Annotated in this window: 21 protein-coding genes; 15 read left to right on the top strand and 6 right to left on the bottom strand. The window is 43.2% G+C overall.

Annotated elements, in window-relative coordinates; translation table 11 throughout:
- Positions 1–57 precede the first annotated feature (57 nt).
- Complete coding sequence (locus NSQ25_RS09300) at positions 58–1191, bottom strand: sugar diacid recognition domain-containing protein (RefSeq protein ID WP_065214454.1); 1134 nt, start codon at positions 1189–1191, stop codon at positions 58–60.
- Positions 1192–1316: 125 nt separating this feature from the next.
- Here NSQ25_RS09300 and NSQ25_RS09295 point away from each other — a divergent pair, with 125 nt between their 5' ends.
- Positions 1317–1895, top strand: coding sequence for a hypothetical protein (locus NSQ25_RS09295; RefSeq protein WP_034284037.1), 579 nt, complete (start codon positions 1317–1319; stop codon positions 1893–1895).
- Positions 1896–1912: 17 nt separating this feature from the next.
- Here NSQ25_RS09295 and NSQ25_RS09290 read toward each other — a convergent pair whose 3' ends face one another.
- Positions 1913–2677 carry a DeoR/GlpR family DNA-binding transcription regulator gene (locus NSQ25_RS09290; protein ID WP_046311360.1) on the bottom strand — a complete coding sequence of 255 codons (765 nt, stop codon included), beginning with the start codon at positions 2675–2677 and terminating at the stop codon, positions 1913–1915.
- 150 nt (positions 2678–2827) lie between these two features.
- Between NSQ25_RS09290 and NSQ25_RS09285 the strand changes: the two genes are divergently transcribed.
- The 10 genes from NSQ25_RS09285 to NSQ25_RS09240 all read left to right on the top strand — a co-directional run bounded on the left by NSQ25_RS09285 (position 2828) and on the right by NSQ25_RS09240 (position 14941).
- Entirely contained in the window at positions 2828–3634 is an 807-nt protein-coding gene (locus NSQ25_RS09285) for a tyrosine-protein phosphatase (protein WP_034284033.1), read from the top strand.
- A gap of 24 nt (positions 3635–3658) precedes the next feature.
- Complete coding sequence (locus tag NSQ25_RS09280) at positions 3659–5200, top strand: family 10 glycosylhydrolase (protein WP_326136312.1); 1542 nt, start codon at positions 3659–3661, stop codon at positions 5198–5200.
- 143 nt (positions 5201–5343) lie between these two features.
- Entirely contained in the window at positions 5344–6486 is a 1143-nt protein-coding gene (locus NSQ25_RS09275) for an acyl-CoA dehydrogenase family protein (RefSeq protein ID WP_326136314.1), read from the top strand.
- Between the two features lie 42 nt (positions 6487–6528).
- A complete protein-coding gene (locus NSQ25_RS09270) occupies positions 6529–8166 on the top strand; it encodes an AMP-binding protein (RefSeq protein ID WP_326136315.1) in 1638 nt (545 codons plus the stop codon).
- Positions 8167–8174: 8 nt separating this feature from the next.
- Positions 8175–9524 (top strand): acetyl-CoA carboxylase biotin carboxylase subunit, encoded by a 1350-nt coding sequence (locus tag NSQ25_RS09265; RefSeq protein WP_326136317.1) that lies wholly within the window; start codon positions 8175–8177, stop codon positions 9522–9524.
- Entirely contained in the window at positions 9521–9736 is a 216-nt protein-coding gene (locus NSQ25_RS09260) for an acetyl-CoA carboxylase biotin carboxyl carrier protein subunit (protein WP_034284022.1), read from the top strand. Before NSQ25_RS09265 ends, NSQ25_RS09260 begins: the two co-directional genes overlap by 4 nt.
- 11 nt (positions 9737–9747) lie before the next feature.
- On the top strand, positions 9748–10656 hold the full coding sequence (locus NSQ25_RS09255) for a hydroxymethylglutaryl-CoA lyase (RefSeq protein WP_326136319.1): 909 nt from the start codon (positions 9748–9750) through the stop codon (positions 10654–10656).
- A gap of 12 nt (positions 10657–10668) precedes the next feature.
- Positions 10669–11451, top strand: a complete 783-nt coding sequence (locus tag NSQ25_RS09250) for an enoyl-CoA hydratase (RefSeq protein WP_326136321.1) — start codon at positions 10669–10671, stop codon at positions 11449–11451.
- An 18-nt stretch (positions 11452–11469) separates the two neighbouring features.
- Positions 11470–12993, top strand: a complete 1524-nt coding sequence (locus NSQ25_RS09245; protein WP_326136323.1) for an acyl-CoA carboxylase subunit beta — start codon at positions 11470–11472, stop codon at positions 12991–12993.
- A 13-nt stretch (positions 12994–13006) separates the two neighbouring features.
- The gene (locus tag NSQ25_RS09240) at positions 13007–14941 is read left to right on the top strand and encodes an AMP-binding protein (protein ID WP_326136325.1); all 1935 of its coding nucleotides are present in this window, start codon (positions 13007–13009) and stop codon (positions 14939–14941) included.
- Positions 14942–14969: 28 nt separating this feature from the next.
- Here the strand turns inward: NSQ25_RS09240 and cysI are convergent, their stop codons facing one another.
- Positions 14970–16688: an assimilatory sulfite reductase (NADPH) hemoprotein subunit gene (cysI, locus tag NSQ25_RS09235; RefSeq protein ID WP_034284013.1), complete on the bottom strand. Its 1719-nt coding sequence runs from the start codon at positions 16686–16688 to the stop codon at positions 14970–14972.
- Between the two features lie 33 nt (positions 16689–16721).
- Complete coding sequence (locus NSQ25_RS09230) at positions 16722–18542, bottom strand: assimilatory sulfite reductase (NADPH) flavoprotein subunit (protein ID WP_326136327.1); 1821 nt, start codon at positions 18540–18542, stop codon at positions 16722–16724.
- A 162-nt stretch (positions 18543–18704) separates the two neighbouring features.
- Between NSQ25_RS09230 and NSQ25_RS09225 the strand changes: the two genes are divergently transcribed.
- A complete protein-coding gene (locus tag NSQ25_RS09225) occupies positions 18705–19364 on the top strand; it encodes a hypothetical protein (RefSeq protein WP_046311337.1) in 660 nt (219 codons plus the stop codon).
- Positions 19365–19617: 253 nt separating this feature from the next.
- Here the strand turns inward: NSQ25_RS09225 and NSQ25_RS09220 are convergent, their stop codons facing one another.
- Positions 19618–21045 (bottom strand): aldehyde dehydrogenase family protein, encoded by a 1428-nt coding sequence (locus tag NSQ25_RS09220; protein WP_211044138.1) that lies wholly within the window; start codon positions 21043–21045, stop codon positions 19618–19620.
- 212 nt (positions 21046–21257) lie between these two features.
- Here NSQ25_RS09220 and NSQ25_RS09215 point away from each other — a divergent pair, with 212 nt between their 5' ends.
- Genes NSQ25_RS09215 through NSQ25_RS09205 form a run of 3 tightly spaced genes read left to right on the top strand, consistent with a single transcriptional unit; the run spans position 21258 to position 22887 of the window.
- A complete protein-coding gene (locus NSQ25_RS09215) occupies positions 21258–21686 on the top strand; it encodes a DMT family transporter (protein WP_326136659.1) in 429 nt (142 codons plus the stop codon).
- Positions 21687–21699: 13 nt separating this feature from the next.
- Positions 21700–22380, top strand: a complete 681-nt coding sequence (locus NSQ25_RS09210) for a cyclic nucleotide-binding domain-containing protein (RefSeq protein ID WP_041117620.1) — start codon at positions 21700–21702, stop codon at positions 22378–22380.
- A 21-nt stretch (positions 22381–22401) separates the two neighbouring features.
- Positions 22402–22887 (top strand): DMT family transporter, encoded by a 486-nt coding sequence (locus tag NSQ25_RS09205; protein WP_034284003.1) that lies wholly within the window; start codon positions 22402–22404, stop codon positions 22885–22887.
- Positions 22888–22895: 8 nt separating this feature from the next.
- Here NSQ25_RS09205 and NSQ25_RS09200 read toward each other — a convergent pair whose 3' ends face one another.
- Entirely contained in the window at positions 22896–24302 is a 1407-nt protein-coding gene (locus NSQ25_RS09200) for a phospholipase D family protein (RefSeq protein ID WP_326136330.1), read from the bottom strand.
- Positions 24303–24458: the final 156 nt, after the last annotated feature.

Here is a 24458-nt window from a genome sequence, read left to right as displayed (position 1 = left end):
GAGACGTATCGTTTCTTTCAGTATAAAAAAAGAATCGCCTCATGCCTATGGACGATTCTACAAAATATCGGGCTGTTCGCTTCGTTTTTTTGGATCATGATCTAATAACATGAAAGCTAAATAAAAGAGCATTGCATCTTGCATACGCTTTGGATCAAGTGTCGTTAAATCTTGGATGCGTTTTAGCCTGTAATGCAGTGTATTGATATGGACATGCATCGCTTCTGCTGTATATTTCAATGAGCAATCTGATGTCATAAGCACCCGCAATGTTTTCACTAATTCAGGATAGGGGAGAAGAGGGGCGATTGTTCGATCAAGAAACACTTCTTTTGTTTCCTGACTCACTTCCTCCATAAAAAGTTCAAGCGTTAAATCTTCATCAAATACAATCGGTGTATCAGCATGTGCCATTTTTAATGCTCGAAAGGCTTGTTGAAAGGATTGCTTCATCAAATGAGCAGCTGCTGGTTTTCCTGCTCCAATCAAAACCCCCTGTGTGCCCCGCGCCGTAAGGGAGGCATGGATGTGAAACAGGCGCTGCTGCAAGGCTTTACGATCATCTGCTGTTGTCTGCAGCATGAGCAAAAAACGGGCATGCCCCCAGCGGACGATGATCTCCTGACTAGTGAGATGCAGCGTTTCCTTCAATTCTTTGTATTGATTCTGCTTCATAAACGATTCATCCTGACAATCGATCAGGACAACTGCGCGCTCCTTATTGATATCAAGCTGAAGCCGCGACGCTTTTTCAGTGAGATCAATCGCTGTCTCTGGCAGATGAAGCCAGTCGAATACAAACGCTTCGAGCTGACGTTCATCCGTTTCAGTTTCTTGAAAAAATTCATGTTCATGAATAAGCAGCTCGGTCATTTTTCTTAATATTTCGCCAAAAGGAGACACATGTACAGGATCTCCTGTCATTCCAATGACCCCGATGACCTCTTGCTTAAAATAAATAGGCAGATTGATGCCAGCTTTGACGCCTTTCATGTGCTGCTGGTCATCCTTTGTGAGAATTCGTTTCTGTCCTTCAAAAGATGTCAGATACGCTCCTTCATGAAATTGTCCAACGCGCGCTGGATCTGTTGCTGCAATGATGGTGCCGTTTGTTTGTGCGATGATGATTTCCTCAGTCAGCACCTTTTTAACCTCATCTACGATTTTTTCTGCCAGTGTCATTGTGAGCAAAACGTACCCCTCCGAGATGTTTCTTTTGACACTATCATACCATCATATGCTGGGACATATCTTTCTTTTCATGAGTTATGCTAAAATAATAAACACACATGAAGGAGAAGAAAGGAGACATAGCCATGTCACTGCAAAATCGCTTACAAGACTTACTAAAAGAAGGACAGGCGCTGACCGACTTTGAATATGATGAAGCGGCGCGCCGCAATTGGACATTAGAAGGGGCGAGAATAAAAGAAGAAGCCCGTTTTGGCGATGTATATATAGAGCGTGTAGACAAGGAATCAGAGAACATGATTCAAACAGAAAACGCCTCATTTCTAAACACACCGCTTACATATGTGAAAAAACATCAAAAAGAATTCATTTATATCGAATCCAAGTGGTTTGATGTCGTGAAAGTGGATGGCTTGGCCATTGAATGGGATGAAGTGTTTCAAACGTATACCGTCCTATTCGGTTTAAAACGTCCTAAAAAAGACACGAATATTCTAAAGGACATGCTATCGCCATTAAATGGTGCTCAGCTTCAATTTAATGGACAAGATGGCTTATTTGATGTGAATTTGCAGCTTCTTGAGCTTGAGGATATCCACGAAGATACGGCTTTCATTGACGTCATCTCGGCCGTGTATCGATTTTTATTCCGTATGATCATGCAGCTTGAAATCAATGAATCAAAAAACGGCTCAAATTCCTGAGCCGTTTTTTTGTCCATTTATTCATTCGATGAAGGTGTGACAAACCGTACATCATGCTCTTTTCCATATTGAAGATAATCTTCATTTGGCTCCTGATTGGTCACGACGATATCAATTTCGTGCAAATCACAAAACGTTGTCAAGGCGTAATGATCGAATTTGCTATCATCCACTAATAAAAAGGTTTTGGCACTTTTTTGAACAAGCGTCTTTTTAATATCGGTTTCAAGCGGAGACGAATTCGTGACGCCGTGATCAATGGATAAACCAGTTGATGCGATAAAGGCTTTATTGACATTGTAAGCTTTTAAGCGCTCAACACTTTGATAGCCAACGAAAGAATTCGTTTTTCTTTCAAGCATCCCGCCAGTGGAAAAGATGGTGAGATTTTCATAAGGCATCGCCTGTGTAATGAAATCCACATTATTGGTCACAATGGTCACCTGTTTCTCAGTCAAATAGGGGAGCATCTCAAGCGTTGTCGTACCAGAATCAATAAAAATCATATCCCCGTTTTCCACAAAAGCGGCAGCCGTCTGACCGATCAATTGCTTTTTACTGAGCTGACGGGTCTTTCGCTCCTGATACACCACTAACGTTGAATGGTTCACAGCCACTCCGCCATACACTTTTTTGAGCACGCCAGACTCGACCAATGCCTGTACATCTCGGCGTATCGTGTTTTTTGAGACACCAAAATGCGCCACAAGCTCATCAAGTGAGGCAGATTCCCGGTCAAACACATACTCTTTGAGTTGCTGAATCCGTTTTGTTTTTATCATACTTCATATCTCCAATCAATCCGAATGTCCTTTTTCCATTATACCAATAAATTCTCTTACTGGGATTAGGCCAATTGATTCTCTTTTCTCCTTTGATATAAAAGCGTATGATAGAAAAAAGAAAGAAACCAGAAAGGAACTTTCACTTCTATGAATCAATCAAACAACCCATTTTCAAAGCTTGCGAATTTTAGAGAAGTAGGGGGACTTCAAACAACAGATGGGATGGTGATCAAAAAGGGAATGATTTATCGATCCGCAGACTTATCCCGTTTGACGAAACAAGACATCGAGATATTCTCAGCACTTGGGATTCAAACCGTTTGCGACCTCCGTACAGCCTCAGAACGTAAATCACATCCAGCAAAGATCAAGGAACACGACAAAATCGTTCATATTCCGATGCAGCCTGACAGTAAGATGCCGAGTAAATGGACCATGTTTCGTATGCTGGTAACAGAAGGGAAGTCTCTCTCATTTACACCGATCATGAAAGAGTTATATCAAAGCATGCTGACAGAGCGTAAAGAAGAGATTCGGCAGCTGTTCACACTGCTTTCAGATCAAAGCCATTACCCGCTGATGCTTCACTGCACGAGTGGCAAGGACCGTACAGGTTTTTTATCTGCCCTGATTCAGTTAACAGCAGGTGTACCGCTGGCTGTCGTTTTAAGTGAATATATGCGTTCCAATGAAGGCGTGCAAATGCTCGTCAGAAGGCAGGAACGATTTGTCCGATTGATGAGTTTATACCGGGTGTCAAAAGAACAAATTCAGCCGCTTGTCGGTGTGCAGCAAGATTATCTTGAAGATGTGCTGCACGAAATGCTGGAGACATACGGGAGTGCAGAGCAGTATTTAATTGAAGCCTGCAAAGTCCCTGAAGCTCAGCTCAATGAAATGAAAAACATTCTGCTTACACCATCTGCTGGCATTCCATCACAAAAAGCGGAATAAACTTAAGGTGAGGTGATGCAAAACATGCTGAAAAAGATCAGTATGACAGTTTTAACACTGATGTTGATGTTTGTATTTTTATTGATTCCTTCTAGCAGTCTAGCTGCTCGCCCAGTGCCAAAAGGAAAGCTTGAGAGCACAAGAGAGATGCGCGCGGTATGGATTGCATCGGTTTATAACTTAGATTGGCCCTCAAAGAAGGGGCTGCCCGTAGCAGAGCAGAAACAAGAGTTTATTCGTTTGTTAGATGAGATCAAAGCGATGAATATGAATGCCGTCATTATGCAAATTAAACCAACAGCAGATGCCTTTTACCCTTCAGCATACGGGCCGTGGTCAGAATATTTGACTGGAACACAAGGGAAAGATCCTGGGTATGATCCGCTTGAGTTTATGATCAAAGAAGCTCATAAACGCGGCCTTGAATTTCACGCTTGGTTTAACCCTTATCGAATCACAATGAATCATACTGATCTCAGCCGTTTGTCAGCCGATCACCCTGCAAGAGAGCATCCTGATTGGACGATTGCATATGGTAATCAGCTTTATTACAACCCAGGCATTCCTGAGGCTCAGGACTTCATTGTAGGCGGCATAGAAGAAGTTGTGAAAAACTACGATATTGATGCGGTGCATATGGATGATTATTTTTACCCTAATAAAATAGCTGGTGTCCCGTTTCCAGATCAAGAAACGTATGAAACATATGGAAAAAAAGCATTTACACATATAGAAGATTGGCGAAGAGATAATGTGAACCAGCTCGTGAAGCAAATCAATGACACCATTAAGAAAGAAAAACCTTATGTAAAATTTGGTATTAGTCCATTCGGTGTATGGCGCAACATAAAAGATGACCCGACTGGTTCAAACACAACAGCAGGTATGACCAACTACGATGATTTGTATGCTGATACAAGAGAGTGGATTCAGCAGCACGATATTGATTATGTCACTCCGCAAATTTACTGGAGCATCGGCTTTCAAGCTGCCGCTTATGACGTGCTGACGAAATGGTGGTCAAATGAGGTGAAAGGGGAGCCGGTTCACCTGTACATCGGTCAGGCGGCATATAAAATTAATCAAAACAGTGATCCTGCTTGGTCTGACCCGGAAGAATATTTTAGGCAGATTGAGCTGAACAGGCAGTCACAGCTCGTGCAGGGAAGCATGCATTTCAGCCTGAAGGATATCAATCGCAACCCTTTGAATGTAAAGGATCGATTGATAGAAGAGTCATACCGCAAACCAGCTCTCATTCCAGAAATGCCTTGGCTTCATCAGAAAGCACCTAAAAAACCAATCATTCAATCTGTGAAAAAGACAGCGGATGGTGCGGCTTTACAAATCAAAAATGATCCGCATTCTACCGTATCCTATTATGCAGTCTATCGATTAACAAATAAAGGAACATATGAATTGCTGCAAACGGTTAGAAAAGAAAAAGGAACCATAACAACGATTAAAGACCTCCCATTCAATCAAAAGAAAATGGATACTTACAAGATTACGGCTCTTAATCGTCTTCATCACGAAAGCAAGCCTTCTACAAAAATAGTGAAATAACAAAAAAGCATGAATGAGGATTTTTCTTCATTCATGCTTTTTTCTATTATTCTTGTTTTAATTTTCTGAATTCAAACAAGCTTGGCATGAAGCAGCTGCTTGATTAATAAATATGATAGAAAAGAGCCAAAGGGGGAAGCAAGATGGATTTTGAATTAACGAAAGAACAACAAATGATCCGCCAGATGGTCAAGGATTTCGCCAAAGCAGAAATTGCACCACTCGCTCAAACCATTGATGAACAGGCTGTATTCCCAGCCAAAACGTTTCAAAAAATGGGGGAGCTCGGCTTTATGGGCATCCCCTTTCCAGAGAAATACGGCGGCTCAGGAGGAGATACGATATCGTATGCACTGGCTGTAGAAGAAATCGGAAAACAGTGCGGTAGTACAGGTCTTAGCTATGCTGCAGCCGTCTCCTTAGGCGCAAGCCCGCTTTATTATTTCGGTACAGAGGAGCAAAAGATGGATCATCTTGTCCCGCTGGCATCTGGAACAGCACTCGGTTCCTTTGGATTAACAGAACCAAATGCAGGGTCAGATGCAAAAGGGACAAAAACAAAAGCGGTCAAAGACGGACAAGAATATGTCATCAGCGGGGAGAAATGCTGGATCACAAACGCCAATTTTGCCAGAACCATTATCGTCACTGCTGTCTCGGATTATGATGAAAACGGCCGCCCAATCATCTCCGCCTTCATTGTGGAGAAAGGGCAAAAAGGGCTGTCCATTACAAATCCATATGACAAAATGGGTGTGCGCGGATCAGATACAGCAGAAATCATTTTAGACAGTGTACGTGTACCCGCCCAGAATATTTTAGGAGACCCAGCGAAAGGCTTTAAGCAATTTTTATATACATTAGATGGGGGACGCATTTCAATTGCTGCATTATCAGTTGGTATCGCACAAGCTGCACTAGATGCTTCGCTCTCGCATGCAAAAGAAAGAAAGCAATTTGGGCAGACCCTTTCTTCCTTCCAAGCGATTCAGTTTAAGCTGGCAGATATGGCGATGCAAATAGAGCTCGCCAGACAAATGGTTTGGAAAGCCGCTTGGCTGAAAGATCACGGCAAGCCGTTTACAAAAGAAGCTGCCTATGCCAAACTTTTCGCTTCTGAAATGGCGACAAAAGCAAGTCTTGATGCTGTTCAAATTCACGGGGGAACAGGCTACATGAAAGAATGTGGTGTAGAACGACTTGTGAGAGATGCGAAGCTAATGGAAATTGGAGAAGGGACCTCTGAAATTCAGCGTCTAGTCATCGCAAGACAACTGTTAGCGTAATCCGATAATGAAAACGCTTACCATCAATGGAGGAGGAAAGCCATGATGTCGATTCATCCACAAACGATCGGTTCCTTATTAAAAGGGAAAATGGAGCAGCATCCAGCACATGAAGCCATTGTGTATCCAGAACGTTCCTTACGTTTTTCATATGAAGCGTTTTATCGAGAAGTCAAGGAAACCGGGAAAGGTCTTATGGCATTAGGGATTCAAAAAGGAGAACATATCGCCATCATGGCGCCCAATGTACCTGAATGGCTCATGCTGCAATTCGCCTGCGCGTCAATTGGAGCCGTTCTTGTCACCGTGAATACAAACTTTCAATCACAAGAACTCGCTTATTTACTCAAGCACTCTGATAGCAGCATGCTGTTTATCGTAGACGGGTTTAAAGAGACATCCTATGTCAGAATGCTTGAAGAACTTATACCGGAGCTTCAAAACGCTCATCAAGGTGAGATCACAACCTCATCTTTTCCTTATTTAAAAAGTGTCGTCTATATTGGCGAGCACACGCCAAAGGGCATGCGCAGCTGGGATAGTATTCAAGCAGCTGCTAAAAGAACAGAGGATCATGAGTGGGAGAAACGAATGGATGAGCTTGCGCCTGATGATGTCATTAATATGCAATATACTTCAGGCACAACCGGCTATCCAAAAGGAGTCATGCTCAGCCATACAAACATTGTCTGCAATGCCAGCCAAATCGCAGATTGTATGAAGCTCACCCAAAAGGACCGAATGTGTATCCCTGTTCCTTTCTTTCATTGCTTTGGATCCGTTCTTGGCGTGCTTGCATGTCTCACAAAAGGAGGAACGATCATTCCAATTGAATCCTTCCATCCAGAGAGAGTTCTTCAAACAGTGGAAAAAGAAAAGTGCACCGTCCTTCACGGCGTCCCGACAATGTTCATTGCAGAGCTCGACCATCCGAATTTTCACCAATACGATCTGTCCACATTACGAACGGGCATTATGGCAGGATCTCTTTGCCCATCCCATGTGATGAAGGCCGTCATTGAACAAATGGGATTGAAGGAGCTCACGATTGCCTACGGACAGACCGAAAGCTCTCCTGTCATTACCCAAACAAGAACGGATGATTCATTTGAAAGACGAGTTCAAACGGTCGGCCGGGCGCTTCCTCACATCGAAGTGAAAATCACCGTTCCAGGCACACCGGAGGAAGTACCAAGAGGAGAACAAGGCGAGCTGTGTACAAGAGGTTATCATGTGATGAAAGGCTACTATAAAAATGAAGAAGCCACAGATGAAGTGATTGATCAGGACGGCTGGCTTCATACGGGTGATTTAGCAGAGATGGATGAGGACGGCTATGTGAAAATCACAGGACGGCTGAAAGATATGATCATTAGAGGCGGGGAGAATGTTTACCCAAAAGAGATTGAGGATGTTCTTTATACTCATCCGGATATTCTTGATGCACAGGTCGTTGGTATACCTGACGAGACGTATGGAGAAGAAGCCGCCGCATTCATTCGGCTCAAGCAAGGCAGGGCGGTGACGATTGAGACACTCACCAGCTATTGTCAGTCGCAAATGGCACGTTACAAAATTCCTAAATATTTTTTCATCACTGACGAGTATCCAATGACTGCATCAGGTAAGATTCAAAAATTTCGTCTGAAAAAGCAGGCGCTTGATCTAATAAAGGAGTGAAGGCAGCAATGTTTCAAAAAGTACTGATTGCAAATCGAGGCGAAATTGCCAGGCGCATTATTCGAACGTGTAAAAGGCTCGGGATCCACACCGTCGCCGTTTATTCAGAAGCAGATCAGCATGCACTTCATGTGCAAGAAGCAGACAGCGCCTATCCGATTGGAGGCGCAAAAGTATCTGAAAGCTATTTAAACATGGAAGCAATCATTAGGGCAGCCAAGCAGTCAAATACAGATGCCATCCACCCAGGATATGGCCTCTTATCAGAAAATGCAGCCTTTGCAGAACGCTGTCGCAGCAAAGGAATCGCCTTTATTGGCCCATCCGCACAAGTCATTAAGCGAATGGGGAATAAAATTGAAGCAAGAAAAACGATGGCTCAAGCAGGTATCCCCATTGTACCAGGCGTTTCAGCTCCGCTGCATGATGCAGAAGAAGGGGTCAGTCAAGCGCAATCACTCGGTTATCCGATCATGCTCAAGGCATCAAGCGGGGGCGGAGGAATTGGCATGCAGCTCGTGCAAAATGACGAGGAGCTGTACAGGGCTTTTGAAGGGAATCAAAAAAGAGCGCAAAGCTTTTTCAACGATGGGACGCTGTATATGGAAAAGGTCATTGAAAACGCGCGTCACATTGAAATTCAGGTCCTTTTTGATTCCTTCGGCCATGGGGTCCACTTATTTGAGCGCGACTGTTCACTCCAGCGAAGACATCAAAAAATCATTGAAGAAGCACCAGCCGCCTGTCTCAATGAATCGGTGAGACATCAAATGGGGGAGATGGCCGTCAAAGCAGCTAAAGCGATTGGGTATGAAAATGCAGGAACGATTGAATGTTTAGTCGATCAGCATCAACAATTTTATTTCCTAGAAATGAACACGAGATTACAAGTAGAGCATCCTGTCACAGAAGAAATTACAGGCATTGACCTTGTCGAGGAGCAGCTGAAAATCGCTGCACGTGAGCCGCTTTCCTTTAATCAGGAGGATATTCATCAAATCGGTCATGCCATCGAGGTTAGAATTTATGCGGAAGATCCCGTCACCTTTTATCCATCACCAGGAACAATCACTCGGCTCTCCACACCTGAAGCTCCGTATATCCGTCATGAGTCAAGTGTGACAAATGGAAGCCTCATTACCCCTTTTTACGATCCAATGATTGCGAAAATGATCGTTTACGGTGATACGCGAAAACTTGCAATAGAACGATTAAAAGGGGCATTACAAGCATATGAAATAGAAGGGATCAAAACCAACTTACCGCTTTTAAGGGAAATGGCCGGATCTTCTGCTTTCTTACAAGGCAGCATCACAACCGATTTTCTCATGAAAAAAAGGGAGGGAAACCGTTCATGAAAACTGTCACGATTCAAATGGCCGGAAACTTATGGAAGCTTCTTGTAAAACAAGGCGATGAAGTGCAAAAAGGACAGGAGGTTGCCATCTTAGAATCAATGAAAATGGAGATTCCGATCGTTGCTGAAGAGACCGGAACCATCAGCAAAGTGCATAAGGCAGAGGGAGAGTTTGTCGATGAAGGAGAGGTTCTTCTAGAACTGACAGAATAGGAGGGAGCCAGATGGCATTACCAAAGAGTGTGATGATCAGGGAGGTCGGCCCGCGGGACGGACTGCAAAATGAATCAGTCTGGCTGGACACAGGCGAGAAGCGAACGTGGATTGACCTGCTCGCAGCAGCCCAGCTCCCTTATATTGAAGTCACATCATTTGTTCATCCTAAATGGGTTCCAGCCTTAAAAGATGCCAAAGAACTCACCCAATCCTTTAACAAAAAAGACGACATCACCTATGCAGCACTCATTCCCAATGAAAAAGGCTTAGCTCATTTTTTTGAAGCCAATCTTGACACAGGGGCTATGTTTATCTCTTCGAGTGAAACACATAACAAGAAAAATATGAATCAATCCATCCATGAAACACTTCCTGTTATCAAACAAATGACAGCTGATTTAAAAGCAGCAGGAAAAAACACGCACGCGTATATTTCCACTGTGTTTGGCTGCCCGTATGAAAAACAAGTGCCAATGGATCAAGTCCTTCGGTTAACGGATATTTTGCTTTCTTATGGCATTGATGAAATATCTCTCGGTGACACCATCGGTGAAGCCCATCCGCTTCAAGTAGAAAGGCGCTTAGACATTTTACTTGAACGTTTTCCTGCTGATAAAATCGCTCTTCATTTTCATGATACGAAGGGGATGGCTCTTGCCAATATTTATACGGCATTAAAAGCTGGGATCACCATATTTGACTCCTCCAGCGGCGGGCTGGGCGGATGTCCCTATGCACCTGGCTCCAGCGGAAATGTGGCGACAGAAGATGTGGTGCATATGCTTCAAAAACTAGGAATTGAGACAAATATTCACCTTCCTGCATTAATTAAAGCGGCAGAATGGATTGAAGCAAAAGTAGATCGAACCCTGCCTAGTCACTGTTTACGCGCTTTTCACTCTCAGACTACTTCATAAAGGATGAATAACATGACATCATTGGTCCATTTTTCGATACAAGATGAACAGATCGGCATCATGACCTTAAACAGGCCAGAACAAGCGAATTCCCTATCTGCTCTAATGCTGGAGGAGATCAATCAAATCATTCAAGAAATCAAACACGATGAAAGCATTCGCTGTCTGCTCATTACAGGAGCCGGTTCAAAAGTCTTTTGTGCTGGAGCAGATTTAAAAGAACGACGATTGATGACAGAAGCAGAAGCAAAAGGAGCTGTTCTTTCGATTCAGCAAACGTTTATCGAGATTGAATCCATTCCTGTACCTGTCATTGCAGTGATGAACGGACACGCACTTGGCGGAGGACTTGAGCTCGCGCTCGCTTGTGATCTCCGCATCGCACGAGCCGGAGCAAGACTCGGCCTGCCAGAAACAGGACTAGCTATCATACCAGGAGCCGGAGGGACGCAGCGGCTTCCGCGCCTCATTGGACTCGGTAAAGCAAAAGAACTTATTTTCACAGGCGCATCATTACAAGCAGAAGAAGCCATTCAAATCGGGCTCATTGAGCATATCTCTTTAGCAGATTCCCTCATGAACGATGCCATCTCTCTTGCACAACAAATCATCAAAAATGGCCCGCTTGCCTTAAAAGAAGCGAAACAAGCGATTCAATCAAGCCTTGATCACGATTTGCATACAGGTTTGACGAAGGAGTACGAAGCCTATCTACGGCTCATTGAGACAGAAGATCGAACGGAAGGTCTTCAAGCTTTCCAAGAAAAACGCACGCCTCAATACAGAGGCAGGTAGCAAGAAAGGGGAATGGGTATGATCGAAGAATATGAACTGAAAAAACAGCAGATTCTGAAAGGCGGGGCTGAGCGATACCATCAAAAAAACAAAGAAAAAGGAAAATTGTTCGTCCGTGACCGCCTCCAATTGTTATTAGATGAAGATTCTTTCATTGAGGATGCCATGTTTGCCGAGTGTCAAAATGAACATTTACCAGCAGATGGTGTTGTCACAGGGACGGGGCGGATGAATGGGCAGACTGTTTGCGTCATGGCAAATGATTCTACCGTCAAAGCAGGATCATGGGGCGTCAAAACGGTAGAAAAAATCATTAGAATCCAGGAATCAGCCGAAAAGCTCAACTGCCCAATGCTGTATTTAGTTGACTCTGCGGGTGCTAGAATCACCGATCAAATCGCCATGTTTCCAGGCAGAAGGGGTGCAGGCCGCATTTTTTATAACCAGGTGAAGCTGTCTGGACGTATTCCGCAAATTTGTTTACTATTTGGTCCTTCGGCAGCCGGAGGTGCTTACATTCCTGCTTTTTGTGACATCGTCGTCATGGTCGAAGGGAATGCCTCAATGTACTTAGGCTCACCGCGAATGGCCGAAATGGTGATTGGAGAGAAAGTATCACTTGAAGAAATGGGCGGGGCAAAAATGCATTGCAGCATTTCTGGATGCGGCGATATTTTAGCAAAAACAGAGGAAGAGGCCATTCAAATCGCCCGCACTTATTTAACTTACATGCCTGCCAACTATACAGAAAAACCAAAACGGGCAGCCGCAATCGCACCTAAACCATCAGAGATCAACATCCAAGACCTTATCCCTAAGGGGCAGAATACCCCTTTTGATATGTATCAGCTCATTGATTTACTTATTGATGAAGGATCATTTTTTGAAATCAAAAAGCTGTTTGCCGCAGAATTGATCACAGGCTTTGGCCGCATGAATGGTCAGCCTGTCGGTCTTATTGCCAACCAGCCGAGGGTAAAAGGCGGCGTTTTATTCCATGACTCAGCCGACAAAGCCGCCAAGTTTATTCAGCTATGTGACGCCTTTCATATTCCACTCCTTTTCCTTGCCGATATACCGGGGTTTATGATCGGAACAAAAGTGGAACAAGCAGGCATTATCAGGCACGGGGCGAAAATGATCTCCGCCATGTCAGAGGCAACCGTTCCGAAAATATCCGTCATTGTTCGTAAAGCATACGGTGCAGGTTTATATGCAATGGCAGGACCAGCCTTTGAACCGGACTGCTGTCTCGCTCTTCCATCTGCGCAAATTGCTGTCATGGGGCCAGAAGCCGCTGTAAATGCTGTCTATGCGAATAAAATTGCCGAACTGCCTGCAGAAGAGAGGGCGGCATTTATACAAGAGAAACGCAAAGAATACCAGGAAGATATGAATATATATGAGCTTGCCTCTGAAATGATTGTCGATGGTGTCATTCCATTTGACCATTTGCGAGATGAGCTTTGTCATAGATTACAAGCCTATACCTCTAAAGAGATGACATTTACAAGACGAAAACACCCGGTTTATCCGGTCTAAAGGGGGCGGCCTCATGATGAACCTAAAACCAGCGTGGATACCCAAAGAGCAGATGATGAAACAAACACGCCTTTACAAATGGATGCATTCACTTGGTTTTTCTACTTATGATGCGTTCTATCAAGCTAGTATCGAGCGCACCGATTGGTTTTGGAGAGAAGCCGAAAAGGCGGTCGGAATCGTGTGGAAGGAGCCGTATGAAGCCGCATTAGGCCAAGATTCATTCATGTGGCCCAATTGGTATAAAGGCGGCGGGCTCAACGTGGTCGAAACGGCTGTTGACAAATGGGCAGAGAATGAAGAAACCCAGCATCAACCAGCCGTGATTTGGAGAAATGAAGCGGGCGAAGAGAGAAGATGGACGTTCCTCGAACTTCAGGAAAAGGTCAATCGTCTCGCTGCTGGTTTTTTGAAGAAGGGGATTCAAAAAGGGGATGTGGCAGTCATTTATATGCCGATGCTTCCGGAAACGGCTGCTGTCATGCTTGCCTTTGCAAAGATTGGTGTCATCTTTAGCCCAGTTTTTTCCGGATATGGAAGCGAGCCTCTAGCCGTACGTATTCGTGCTTCCGGTGCAACCATTGTCGTCACAGGCTCGAGCGTGACGCGCCGGGGAAAGACGATCAACATGCGTGAATGTGCGGCAGAAGCAATCGACAAAACCAAGACTGTCCAAACAGTCATTGTACATGCTTCCTCTCCTACTGGATATAAAGAGGATATTCAGCTAAACGATTTGTTAAAAGAAGAACCAATGAGTGAAACGACTTATCTTTCAAATGAAGATCCCCTTATGATCTTATACACGTCTGGAACAACCGGTACACCCAAAGGGGCTGTTCATACACACGCAGGCTTTCCTGTAAAAGCGGCTTTTGATGCCGGTCTTTGTATGGACGTTGCAAAAGGAGACCGTTTGTTTTGGCTCACAGACATGGGATGGATGATGGGGCCCTTTCTCGTCTTTGGCGGCTTGATCAATGGAGCTGCAATTGTTTTATATGACGGCGCACCCGATTATCCAGATGAACAGCACCTTTGGTCATTCATCCACGAGCAAAAAGTCACCCATTTTGGACTTTCACCTACTTTTGTTCGATCTGCGATGCAGCAAAACCTTTCAGACATTGAGCTGCCGCATGTCAAAGCCATCATTTCTACAGGTGAACCGTGGAATGAAGCACCATGGCAATGGCTTTTTGACACCATTGGTCAAAAGCACATTCCGATCTTAAATTACTCAGGGGGAACAGAGGTTTCTGGCGGAATTGTAGGAAGTACGCTGCTTCGCCCAATCAAACCGATCCTTTTTAATGCGGCAATCTTAGGAATGGCGGCAGATGTGTATAATGAGGCAGGAGAGAGCGTCCTGAATGAAGTAGGAGAGCTTGTTGTGAAAAAGCCGTGGGTCGGCATGACATGTGGGTTTTGGAAAGATCCGAAGCGATATGAAGACACCTATTTTAAACGATTTGATGGGGTGTGGACGCACGGTGATTGGGTGATGCAATCAGAGGATGGCGCATTCCATATCACGGGCAGATCGGATGATGTCATTAATACAGCTGGTAAACGCATTGGTCCAGCTGAAATTGAATCCATTCTTGTCGGGCATCCAGCCGTACATGAGGCTGCTGTGATTGGAGTAAAGGATAAGGTGAAGGGAGAAGCACTAGTTTGTTTCATTGTGGCAAGTTCACAGTCTTTCAAAGAAGCAGCATTCATTCAAGAGCTCAAAATACATGTTGGTTCATATGCGGGAAAAGCGCTCACACCAAAGGAAATTCATCTCATTTCAGCTTTACCGAAAACAAGAAACGGAAAAATCGTCCGTCGTTTATTAAAAGGAGCTTATGAACAGCAGCATTCACCAGATCTTTCGTCTCTAGATAATCCTGATGTGTATAACAGCATTTGCGAATACTTGAAAAGAAAACAAAATCCATAAAAAAAGACAGGAGAGCATCCTGTCTTTTTTATTGCACATGAAAATTCGTGCCATCTGTTGTTTCTTTTACAATACCTGCCCGAATCACAAAATCACCGAAATGTTCATGTTCCTCGCGTTCTTTTGCATAGCGGGGGAGAAGAGAGCCAAGCTCGTTTAAAATGTCTTCTTCTCCTACATTTTCTCGGTACAGTTTACTTAATCTGCTGCCATCAAACGCAGCGCCAAGATACATGTTGTATTTACCAGGTGATTTCCCGATAAAGCCAATTTCACCAAGCGCATGACGGGCGCATCCATTTGGACATCCAGTCATACGAATCGTGATTTCTTTATCACTTAAGCCATTTTCTTCGACAATCTCTTCAATTTTGTCAATCAAGCGCGGGAGGTAGCGTTCTGCCTCTGCCATTGCTAAGCCGCATGTCGGAAGAGCAACACAGGCCATTGAACTGCGGCGCAGTGCAGAGTGCTGCTGTCCATCTGACAAACCAAACTCCTCAATGAGCTGCTCGATTTGTTTCTTTTTGTGAGATGTGACGTTTCCAATGATCAAATTTTGATTCGCTGTTAAGCGGAAGTCACCTGTATGAATCTTTGCGATTTCACGAATGCCTGTCATCAGCGGGTAGTCATCGTAATCCGTGATGCGTCCGCCTTCTACAAACATCGTATAATGCCATCTGCCATTGATGCCTTTTACCCAGCCATAGCGGTCACCGTTATGATCGAAGTGATAATCTCTTGCATCTAATAGGGTAAATCCAAGGCGGCGCTCAAGCTCTTCTTTTACATTCTCAAGACCGAGGCGGTCCACTGTATATTTAAAGCGGGCATTTTTTCTCACCGAACGGTTTCCATAGTCACGCTGAATGGTGATCACTTGTTTGGCAATCTCTACAACTTGTTCCGGTGTACAAAAGCCAATTACTTTTGCAAGCTGAGGATAGGTCGCTGTATCACCATGAGTCATGCCCATTCCGCCGCCAATCGCGACATTAAAGCCGACTAATTGATCATTTTCAATAATCGCAATGAAGCCTAAATCCTGCGAAAACACATCAATATCGTTAGCAGGAGGGACCGCCACACCAATCTTGAATTTTCTTGGCAAATAAAGCGGACCATACATCGGCTCAACCTCTGTATCAGGCGTTGCTGCTACCTTTTCCTCATCAAGCCAAATTTCATGGTACGCTCTTGTTTGCGGAAGCAGGTCATCACTTAATTTTTTGGCAAGCTCGTATACATCATGGTGTACTTCTGATTGATAGGGGTTTGATGTACACATGACATTACGGTTCACATCGCCGCAAGCAGCGATCGTATCAAGCATAGTGGAATGGATGTCTTGAATGGTTTTTTTCATGTTCCATTTTAAAATACCGTGAAGCTGAAAGGTTTCACGAGTTGTCAGCTTTAACGTACCGTTTCCGTATTGATGAGCAAGCTCATCCATCACAAGCCACTGCTTAGATGTAGCGATTCCGCCAGGCAGGCGGACGCGCAGCATAAATTGATAGGCAGGCTCAAGCTTTTGTTTTTGCCGTTCATTTCTCAGGTCACGATCATCCTGTAAATAACTGCCGTGATGCTTCATCAGGCGGTTGTCATCATCAGGGATACCCGCTGAAATCGGATCAAGCATCACTTCTTTTAAAGTACCCCGTAAATAATCACTTTTTTCTTTGATTTCCTCTACGTCGCTCGGAGGTCCATCCGGCGCTGTTAATGCTGTCTTCACCATGTAAGTAAAAGCTCCTTTCTTTCAAGCATTCAATCAATATACGTCACGCTGATAGCGTTTTTGCTGCTGCAAGTTGGCTAGATAGCTTTCAGCTTTCTCTTTGCTCATCGCACCTTCTTCTTGGATGATTGATAGAAGGGTATCATGAACATCATGCGCCATATGTTTTTCATCTCCGCAGACATATACATAGGCACCTTGCTCCAGCCATTCGAATAATTCTTTACTTTGTTTCTTCATTTGATGCTGGACATATACTTTTTCCTCTGAATCTCTTGAAAAAGCCACATCCATTTTCGTTAACACACCATCTTTTAACCACTTTTGCCATTCGGTTTGATATAAGAAATCCGTCACAAAGTGCTGATCACCGAAAAACAACCATGACTTTCCGTCTGCACCGACTTCCTCGCGCTCCTGCATAAAGGAACGGAAAGGCGCAATGCCTGTGCCTGGTCCTACCATAATGATCGGTGCATCAGGGTTTTCAGGAAGCTTAAAGTTTTGATTGTGCTGAATATAAACAGGCAGCTTATCACCTGGCTCTAAGCGCTCCGCACATAAGATTGAGCAGACACCTTGACGTTCTCTTCCGTGAGCATCATATCTCACAGCACCGATCGTCAAATGAACTTCTTCTTCATTTGCTTTAAGGCTGCTTGCAATGGAATAAAGGCGTGCCGGAATTTTTCTTAAAATGGCAGTGAAGTCTGCCGCTGTTCCTTCAAAAGGACCGAAATCACGAGCAGCATCTACTAAATCTCTTCCTGCTATATATGCTTTTAACTTTTCTTCGTTTCTTTCTTCTAAAAGGGCCTGCAAGGCTTCGCTCTTTGTAAAGGACGCCATCTTTTGAAGAAGAGGTTTTGTTAAGACAGTAATCTCAAAATGAGAGGTGAGTGCTTCCTTTAAAGGAAGCGTGTCGCCGTTTTTATGAACGGTTACGGCTTCCTCTGCATCCCATCCGCATGCCTTGATCAGTTCATCAACAAGGGCTGGATCATTTGTTGGATAAATACCAAGGCTGTCACCCGGCTCATAAACAAGTCCTGATCCTTCAAGAGAAAGCTCCAAATGACGGGTTTCTTTGTTAGAACCGCGGCCATTTAGGTTGATATTTTCAAGCACTTCAGCATAAAAAGGATTTGTTCTTGAGTATTCAGATGCAGCTGTTTGAGTGTTTGCTTCCGCTGATTCCTGCGGGGCTGCTGCGGCTCCGCCTTCGCTAAGTGAAGATGCCACCCCTTGAAGCCATTCAGAAAACGGCTCATCATAATCAAGATCACAGTCCACTCGATCGAAAAGACGCGTTCCGCCAAGTTCTTTTAAGCGCTCATCAAATTCTTTACCTGTTTGACAGAAGAATTCGTAAGAGCTGTCACCAAGTGATAGGACAGAAAAGCTTAAATGATCAAGCTTTGGTGCCCGTCTGCCGTGAACATATTCATGGAAAGAAAGGGCATTATCAGGCGGATCTCCCTCGCCATGTGTGCTGACGATAATTAGTAAATTGTTTATTTTTTTCAGACTATTTGGTTTAAAATCTGACATAGAAGAGAGCGTCACTTGAAAACCTTTCTCTTCAAGATGCTGCGCTGTCTTTTTTGCTAACCCTTCAGAATTGCCTGTTTGCGAGCCATAAAGCACGGTCACATCTTTACTGACAGGCTGCGCTGGTGCTGCAGCAGAAGGAGAAGGGGTTTGGGCAGTATTTTCTAATCCGGTTAAAGCTGCCTGTGCTGATAAATAACCGGTAAGCCAAATTTTTTGCTGATCTGTTAAAGTCGGAAGCAGCTGATTAAGCAGTTCTGCCTGCTCCTGACTAAACGGACTGTTCAATACATGAAGTTGCAACGATATCCACCTCACAAGGAATATAAACATAGATTAATTCGATAGGAATTATATATATAGGTTCAATTTGAACTTTACCGAAAGTTTGCCATTAAGTAAAATATATAATATTGATTGTCATGATTAAGATTTCTAATACCTTTGCAAGGTCAAGGAGGAAATATGAGTATTATTAGAGATTTGGAAGATCCAAAAGTTAAGTTTAAATTAATAAAAAATGTATCTATCCAAAGACAGGAACTAGAAAAATTAAATCTGAGACAAATTGCAGATCTTCGAATTTATGCGAAAGATAAATACGAGAGAGCTGCCAACTTTTCCACAAAAGCTTCTATTATAACAATAACAATTGTGCCAGCATTTTTATTTTTGAACTCTTACTTTAATTCATATTTTAACTATGGATTAGATTTTATTACTAAAAAGCACAAAACTAACGATTCGAAATTGCAAAATGCTTTCGATGAAATTTCAATAAATATAATGGATACTTATCTGAATATCGCTTTAAGTATATTGTTTTGTGTTTTTATTGTTCTTCTCAGTAGAAGAATTGATGTTTCCAAAACAAATAAACTTTTCAATTTAATTGATGAAATATATGACATGAAATTAAAACGAGAGGAAAAATTTCAAGAGGATTATAAACAAATGCAAAAGAGAAGAGCTATGAATTGGAAGGTAATTTCTTGTGTTCATTATTCTGACCGTTTCGAGATTTTAATGAAATCTCCAAATCGAAAAGAAGCTGAATTTTTTATGTTCTATGAATTAGATCATATTAAAGAGGTTAAAGTAATTTTGGGATTAGTGGAAAAGTGAGTTCACGATCATTATTATAGCACCACTTTAAACCCCAATCACTTTTTTATGTTCTGATTTAACAAAAGTAGATTCTAAAGAGCTGTCACAGGGTCAAACGATTGAGGTTTGGTTTGATGAGTTACAAGAATCGTTTCCTCCTAAAGCAACGGTCAAAAAATATCACATCATGATGGATAAGTAGGGGAGCAGGGCCAGATTCTTTCTATCAAGAAAAAGGAGAAAAACCCTAAGGTTTTTCTCCTTTCTCAAATTATGCTGTTGGAAGTCCCATCACAGCTTTCACTTCTAAATATTCCTCGATTCCGAAGTCTCCCCATTCTCTTCCGATACCAGATTGCTTAAAGCCGCCAAACGGGGCAAAGTAATCTGTTTCGGCATTGTTAATGGTAATTTGACCGGCACGAATATGTTCAGCTACATATTTTAATGTTTTTTCATCTTTTCCAACCACATAGCCAGCAAGGCCATACACTGTATCATTGGCAATTTCAAGGGCATGATCAAGGTCCTGATATGTGATTACACTCATGACGGGTCCGAATATTTCCTCTTGCGCAATGGTCATATCATTTTTCACATTTGTGAAAATAGTATGCTTGGCGAAATATCCTTTGTCTAGTCCGTCCGGCTTACCAGTTCCCCCAGCAAGCAGGTGAGCACCTTCTTCAATTCCTTTTTCAATATAAGACTGCACAGTATCCCATTGCTTTTTGGACACAAGCGGGCCAGTGGCGTGATCTTCTCTCGGATCACCAACTGTAAACTTAGGCAGAGCATTCAGCAGCGCTTTTTCAAATGCGTCTTTCATTGATTCAGGAATCAGCACACGTGTAGCTGCGGAACATACTTGACCTGTATTCATCGCAATATGATGAACCGCGGTTTCGGCTGCTTCATCCACATCTGCATCATCTAAGACGATAAGAGGGGATTTCCCGCCAAGCTCAAGAGCCACTTTCTTAATATTGTCTGCAGCATTTTCCATTATTTTAGAGCCGACAGCACCCGATCCCGTAAATGAAACAAAATCAATATCAGGATGTGAGCTAATGCCGTCACCAATGACGTCACCAGTTCCGTTTACTAGGTTGAAGACGCCTTTTGGTACGCCTGCTTCATCAATGATGTCTGCAAGAATCATTGCGGCAAAAGGTGTAATTTCCGCTGGCTTTAAGACAACTGGCGAGCCTGCTGCAATGGCACCCGCGATTTTAAGTGATGTTTGATTTGTTGGGAAATTCCAAGGTGTAATCAATCCGCTGACACCAATCGCTTCTTTTATAATGGTGTGTCCGCCGCGGTCCTCAGTAAATGTATAAGATTTAAGTGCTTCCGCTGCTTTAGAAAAATGTTCATATCCCATTTTGTAATGAACCTCTTCTGATACTTTCAGCGGTGCACCAAGCTCTTGCGTCATGACTTCTATCAGTTCATCCCTACGCTTTTCGTAGCCGCGCACAATGTTTTCCAGCATTTTTACGCGTTCATTTCGAGATGTTTTTGAGAAAGAAGGAAAGGCGGCACGAGCAGCTTTGACTGCCTTATCTAAATCTTCTTTTGTTCCTAAACTAATGGTGCCAATGACTTCCTCTGTAGCAGGATTGATGACTTCCGTCGTTTCGTTTCCTGTTGATGCGATCCATTCTCCGTTAATAAAATGTTTCTCTTGATTTCTCATTCTGACATGTCTCCTTTTTATATGTGATTCCATTCAATATTCTGTTTTCAGGTGATATAAAACTGTACCCACTGTGAAAAATCTAAAACGATGAAACTGCAAAAGAAAAAGTTTCTGATATAATACGCAAAGTGGGACATATGTCCTTTTCAACATCAGGGCATCTATCATTTAATGGAACTAGACTGAAAAAAGAAGGAGCATTTGAACGAATGAAAGGTGTTATTTTCGCTTTATTAGGAGGCGCTTGTATTACACTGCAAGGCGTAGCAAACGCAAGAATCAGCCAGGATATCGGGACATGGCAGGCGGCAACCATCACGCAGCTGACCGGTTTTATTATTGCACTGATCATTTTACTGATCGTACGTGACGGACACTTCAGGGAATATCGAAAGGTGCAGCCGCTTTATATAGTAGGCGGTGCATTTGCAGCCATTATTATTTTCAATGAAGTCACTGCAATTGAAATGATCGGTGTCACACTGACCATCGCTGCTTTACTCATTGCACAGCTTGCATTTACCTTTGCAATCGATGCAAAAGGATGGTTTGGTGTACAGAAGAAGAAGAAAATGAAATGGCCGCATTATGCAGGAATTCTATTGATGATCGCAGGCGTCATCATTTTAAAGCTATAAAGGAGGACGTCAGATGGAGGAGCTTCATGATGAATCTCTATTTTCCTCTTATCTCAAGGCACATGAATTAGAAACCGTCTTTCATCAGAAACTCATATCACACGTCAGCTTATGGCGCTATGAGCAAGGTGAGCTGATTTGTTCAAAGGGAGATCAGAGGGAGCACTTGTACTTGTTAGTAAAAGGAAAATTAAAGATTTTCACCACCACAAAAGAAGGGAAGACCTTTATTCTTTGTTTTAAACATCCTCTTGAAGCGATTGGAGATATTGAATACGTTCAGCAGACAGATATGGTCAATACAGTGGAGGCTGTCACAGAAGTACATATGCTAAGGATTTCTCATCAAGCGCTCATGCGCCATGCGAAGGATGACCCCCGCGTGTTAACCTTTTTACTAAAGGGCATCACAAACAAATTTTATACGAAATCAAACGATTTGAGCTTCCACCTTTTATATCCTGTAGAGGTCAGACTCGCAAGCTACTTATTGTCTGTGTTAACAGGGGATAACAGCGCGAGCGCACTTCGCCTTACTGATGCGGCGAGCTTAATTGGTACAAGCTACCGTCATATTAACCGGGTGATTCAGCAATTTTGTGAAAAAGGGCTGATAGAGAGGCGAAGAGGGAAGATTACGATTCTTGACCGGGAAGGACTCTTAGAAATAGCGGAGCGAAACATTTATGAATAGAAGAAATGAAGGGATTCAGACATGATCATAGGAATAGGATTAGCCATCACGGCTGGCGCACTCGTCAGCTTACAAACCATTTTTAACAGTAAGGTCAATGAGCAGACAGGCTCTTGGTCAACGACCACTCTCGTTCTAGGTATGGGCTTTATTGCTTCACTTTTGATGGGTCTTTTGCTAGAAGGAACCGGCATGTTTCAATTAAGACATATGGAAGCGTGGTACTGGATGAGCGGAGCCATTGGAGTAGGGGTGGTCATCTGCCTCGTTCAAAGTATCAAACGTCTTGGTCCGACTTATGGAATCTCGATTGTCCTGATTTCACAGCTCGGTTCTGCGCTTTTGTTCGATTCGCTTGGCTGGCTTGGGTTAGAGAAAGTGGAATTTTCTCCCGCAAAACTACTAGGTGTCATTGTGATTGTTGCGGGGATCCTAGTGTTTAAATTGACCAAATTGGAGTCAGCAGAAGAGGATCAATCAGAAGAAAAAGGGCTGCCACAAGAGTAAGCTGCCCTTTAGATCAACCGCCGCCATAGAACAGTGATCGCGGATAAACCATTTAAAAGGAGCCTTTTCATCAAAGGCTTTTTTTTCTGCCCATAGGACTGCGCTTTATAGGCTGTTTTGTCCTTCGCGACAAGTATACTATAGGCAATTTTACGTTCTATTGCCTGAGTAAGTGATAGCGCAAACGGGGCACTATCAATGACCAAAATTGACTCTGTATTTAAAAAACTAGACCTCGCATCTAAATTATATGTGCCAATAATACTTAAATAATCATCAATGACCATTGATTTCGCATGAATGGAATACGGGCCTTCATATTCGTACAAATGAACGCCTGTTTTCATCAGTTCCTTTTTCGTGCTTAAGTAACCTGCAAAAGCTAACGGATTTGGCGTCGCTGTAAGAGAATTCGTAACAACTGTCGTTTGAATCCCGCTGGCTAAGGGAGTGAGGCCGTCTTTCATGGGTCGTGTCGGGATGACATAAGGCGTCTGTATGAGCACAGAACGCTTTGCCCGGTGGGCTAGATCGTTTAGTTTTTTGAGCACAAGAGGACGCTTATTGAAGCGCTCCACAGGATTTGTAAAAAATGCAATCTGCTTTACTGAGGTGCCATCTGCTGCCCAATTAAAGGACGACATCACAAAAGGTTCTTTCGCACGCACGGCCTCCTGATAGGATCTAAGCAGTTTCTTTCTTAGTTTTAAGCCTTTCTTTGCTTTTTGTTTGGAGAACACAGCTTTTGTTCTTTTCGTAAAGTCATGATTCCATAAATAAACGAAGTATTGCTCCATTTCATCTAATACTTTTCCTTTTTTGTCGTTATAAAGCAGCACATCGCGGTCAAATGCAAAATCTTTCGGGGGCTGATCTGCAAAGTATTTATCACCGATATTTCTTCCGCCCATCACAGCCACTCGGCCATCTGCCAGCAGCAGCTTATCATGAAGGCGGTTATGCCACGTCCATGGCTTAAATAACCGAAAGGGCTCATAAAAACGAATGGCCATGTTCGGGTGATTTGCAACGGCATATCGTAAATGCTTCAGCGGTCCACGCAAACTGTGGCAGATGCCGTCTAAAAGCAGCTGAACTTTCACCCCTCGATCAGCAGCTTCAATTAAAGCACCTAGTACCCATTCGGCTGTTTTTCCCTTTTGAATGGAATAATAACTTAGGCGGATCATCCTCTTTGCCTCACGAATCATTTGGATTCTGGCCTGACCAGACTCAAATCCATCGTCAAGAAGCATCACTTGATTTGTGCCCTGATCGTCTCCTGAGATCGAAGAGGCTTTATAGATACAATGTTCTTTGCATGTTTTTTGGATCGGTAAATAAAACAAAACAAATGCGGTCAAAAAGACATAAACGACATAGAGAAGGATCAGAAAAAACAAAAGATGAAGCATACGGATCAGCTCCTTTCACATAGACACAACTTTTCCTTAGTTTATGTCAAAAATAAAATTTCACTCATTTTCGCCTTTTATCTAAATACATGACAAAAGAATCATCTTGTTTTTATTGGGCATTTAATTATAGTATGAAATGAATAAGGGGGAATC

The sequence above is a fragment of the Bacillus sp. FSL R5-0512 genome (assembly GCF_038593295.1).
Classification (GTDB): domain Bacteria; phylum Bacillota; class Bacilli; order Bacillales; family Bacillaceae; genus Bacillus; species Bacillus safensis.
The sequence above is the reverse complement of the archived record's forward strand: the minus strand, read 5'-3'. Positions and strand labels throughout refer to the sequence as shown.